Annotated in this window: 5 protein-coding genes; 4 read left to right on the top strand and 1 reads right to left on the bottom strand. The window is 36.7% G+C overall.

The window, feature by feature from the left end; genetic code table 11:
- Positions 1-207: 207 nt before the first annotated feature.
- A complete protein-coding gene (gene msrB, locus IV84_RS10235) occupies positions 208-651 on the bottom strand; it encodes a peptide-methionine (R)-S-oxide reductase MsrB (protein ID WP_046872075.1) in 444 nt (147 codons plus the stop codon).
- Between the two features lie 146 nt (positions 652-797).
- On the opposite strand from msrB, the gene IV84_RS10985 reads away from it, so the two are divergent.
- The 4 genes from IV84_RS10985 (at position 798) to tnpC (ending at position 2,950) form a co-directional block, all read left to right on the top strand.
- Positions 798-974, top strand: a complete 177-nt coding sequence (locus tag IV84_RS10985) for a hypothetical protein (RefSeq protein WP_155386988.1) — start codon at positions 798-800, stop codon at positions 972-974.
- Positions 964-1,317 (top strand): IS66 family insertion sequence element accessory protein TnpB, encoded by a 354-nt coding sequence (gene tnpB / locus IV84_RS10230; RefSeq protein WP_046872076.1) that lies wholly within the window; start codon positions 964-966, stop codon positions 1,315-1,317. The genes IV84_RS10985 and tnpB overlap by 11 nt, the downstream gene beginning before the upstream one ends.
- A 65-nt stretch (positions 1,318-1,382) precedes the next feature.
- Complete coding sequence (locus IV84_RS11270) at positions 1,383-1,889, top strand: IS66 family transposase zinc-finger binding domain-containing protein (RefSeq protein ID WP_052694542.1); 507 nt, start codon at positions 1,383-1,385, stop codon at positions 1,887-1,889.
- Positions 1,886-2,950, top strand: coding sequence for an IS66 family transposase (gene tnpC / locus IV84_RS10220; RefSeq protein WP_226997977.1), 1,065 nt, complete (start codon positions 1,886-1,888; stop codon positions 2,948-2,950). The genes IV84_RS11270 and tnpC overlap by 4 nt, the downstream gene beginning before the upstream one ends.
- Positions 2,951-3,161 lie beyond the last annotated feature (211 nt).

The following is a 3,161-nucleotide window of genomic DNA, read 5'->3' as shown; positions in this document are numbered from 1 at the left end:
TTGTTCACCAACAACAGTTGACGAAGAACCGAAAAAGGATTGATCATTTACGAAAATGGTCAATCCTTTTTTATTTTTGCCTTTTTTATTTTGATTGTTTGATAATATAAATAGGAGGGAAGATGTGTATTTAATTTAGAATAAGAAAGATGATTTTTATTCTAGTTTACATAATATATATTATTCAAAGTAGTTTAAAAATGATCCTTAAGAAAATAAACTTAAATATTTAGAATATCCGTTCTTTTGCATTTTTTTCTTAGGAATGAATTTTAATGCTGCAGAATTAATACAGTATCGTAAACCTCCTTTTTCAGTTGGTCCATCAGTAAAAACATGACCTAAATGTGAACCTGTATCTGTTCTTTGAACTTCTGTGCGCTCCATACCAAATGAGCTATCACGATGATCTTGAGTTACGTTGCTGTCAATTGGTTTTGTGAATGATGGCCAACCACACCCAGCATCATATTTATCAGTGGAACTAAATAAAGCTTTGCCATTAATAACATCAACGTAAATACCTTCTTGATAGAAATCATCATATTGACCACTAAACGGTGTTTCTGTAGCGCCATGTTGCGTGACTTCAAATGCTTCTTTAGATAACTTATTCTTTAAATCTTTTTTAGACTTTTTGTTGTCGGACATGATAAATACCTCCAATTTATTAAAGTGAAATTCATCTTAATATATAACACAAAAACAAACGTAAGCGCCGGATAACTTAGTACCTATCAAATACCAACCTTTTTCTTTAAACTGGATTTATCAGTTAATTGAAGGAGGTTTTTCTTTTGAAAGATATTGTCCAGATTGAGATGAATTCAAGCGATCGTGAGAGCACTCCTCAAAAAATCAACGGGGTTGCAGCCACGCTTCAGTATAGAGATATCAAGATTCAAATTCATAACGACATCGATAAATATATTCTCTATATCATTCTGAAGGAGTTGAAAACTAATGCTCGTTGACTATACGCGAATTGCCCATATTTACATTGTTTGTGGCAAAACTGATTTACGGCGCGGTATTGATGGTCTAGCTACAATCGTAAAAGATGAATACCAACTTGACGTATATACAGATGCCTTATTTCTTTTTTGTGGCGTACGATCCGATCGTTTTAAGATGTTATATTGGGACGGTGATGGTTTTCTTCTGTTGTACAAACGACTAGAAAACGGAAAGTTGCGTTGGCCACGTCATCGTCAGGAAGTTAAACAGCTTTCTCAGCAACAACTTCGTTGGCTGTTTGAAGGACTTAAGGTAGAACAACGTCAGTCAGTACATAGCGCATCTCAAGGTCAATTTTAGTTAGGTAAAAGCAAACGAATATGATACACTACTTTCTATTAAATAAAACGAAAGTGGTGATTTCTGTGTCTGATGTTATGGCAACGCTAGTTAAAAATAATGAAGAATTAGTCAAACAGTTAGCGCAAGCCAACCGACAAGTGGACCAATTACATCAAGAAATCACCTACTTGAATGAACTGATTGCCGAGATGAACCGCAAACTGTTCGGTAAATCCAAAGAAGTTATTCCCGATCAAGACGGACAACTATCGTTGTTTAACAATGGTAATGAACCAGCAACTCCTGCACAAGATGAACCCGTAATCGAAGTTAAAAATTACCGACGTAAGGCCAAAGGAACAAAAGCAGATAAATTGGCAAAATTTCCCGTCGAGCAAATTGAAAAAGAACTGTTAATTAGTGAACGAGATTGCCAACACTGTGGCGTCGAAATGACCGACATGGGCAGCATACCGATTAGAAGTGAATTAGCATTTATTCCCGCTAAGATTACGCGCCTAATTTATAACCAACATAGTTATGTGTGTAAACATTGTGAGCAACAAGGGATTACTTCCATTAAGAAATAAGAAAAAGAAATAAGAAAGCTGCGGTTCCTAAACCATTAATTACCAATAGCTTAGGATCTGGTTCCATTGTTGCCGAAACTATCATTCAAAAGTTTCAACAAAAAGTCCCTGCCTATCGGCAAGAAAAATATTGGAAGTCCATTGGACTGGAGATAAATCGCGATAACATCTGTAACTGGCAAATTATCAGTAGTGAACAAGTCCTTCAGCCAGTTTACAAACTGCTTCAAGATGAAATGAAACAGCAAGACGTTTTGCATGCCGATGAGACTAGTTATCAGGTTATTGAGAGTGATAAAACCAAAACTTATTACTGGCAGTTCTGTTCAGGTAATAGTGAAAAGCGGCAAATTGTCTTATACCATCACGCTGAAACACGGGGACACGAGGTGCCACTTGGTTTTTTAGATGGTTTTAAAGGCTATCTACATTGTGATGGTTGGGGAGCTTATCACTTATTACCTGAGATTACCTTAGTAGCTTGCGCTGCTCATATTAGACGAAAGTTCTATGAGGCAATTGGTAATAAAAAGCAGCCAAATCAAAGTAGTCCAGCGTACATAGGTTACCGTTACTGGCAAAAGATGTTCCAGTTAGAGCGAAAATGGCAAGCTCTAACTCCGGAGGAGCGCTTAACAGCACGACAAGCAGAACTTAAACCAGTTATGGACGCTTTCTGGCAATGGTTAGAAAATGCGAATATATTGCCGCATTCTAAATTAGGCCGTGCTGGTGAATATGCGGCGAAACAGCGGCAAGCCATGATGGAAATTTTCAATGATGGCCGCTTAGAGTTCTCTAACAATAAGGCCGAATGCATGATTAAAGAATTAGTTATGGGCCGGAAAAACTGGTTGTTTTCCACCAGTTTACAAGGAGCCACATCCAATGGCGTAATTCTAAGCATCATGAAAACAGCCGAGTTAAATAATTTAGATGTTCGTAAATATCTAAATTACTTATTCAGAGAAATTCCTAATTTGAAAGTTGTAGATTCAAGCACATTGAAAGACTATTTACCTTGGTCCGAAACCGTGCAATTACACTGTAAACAACAATAGACAGCTATCAGGCCAAGTAATTCTGGTCGATAACTGTCTATTTGTGGTATTTTTGATTAAATTCATATCCGGCGCTTACAAACAAACAATGAATTTGCTGCATGGATGCTATTAATAGTTAATGCCATTCATCTTTAATTAGCTATAGAAAAAACCAATTTCTTAATTTTAAGAATTGGTTTTTTTAGGTGCGCCCGGCATGGGCGCTAAC

The organism is Pediococcus damnosus, from assembly GCF_001437255.1.
Classification (GTDB): domain Bacteria; phylum Bacillota; class Bacilli; order Lactobacillales; family Lactobacillaceae; genus Pediococcus; species Pediococcus damnosus.
Note: the sequence above shows the minus strand (reverse complement) of the source record. Positions and strands in the feature narration are given on the sequence as shown.

What these genes read in the sequence shown, in the direction of transcription:
- tnpB (WP_046872076.1), top strand. Translation starts at nt 964, where the DNA reads ATGCTCGTTGACTATACGCGAATTGCCCATATTTACATTGTTTGTGGC.
- msrB (WP_046872075.1), bottom strand. Translation starts at nt 651, where the DNA reads ATGTCCGACAACAAAAAGTCTAAAAAAGATTTAAAGAATAAGTTATCT.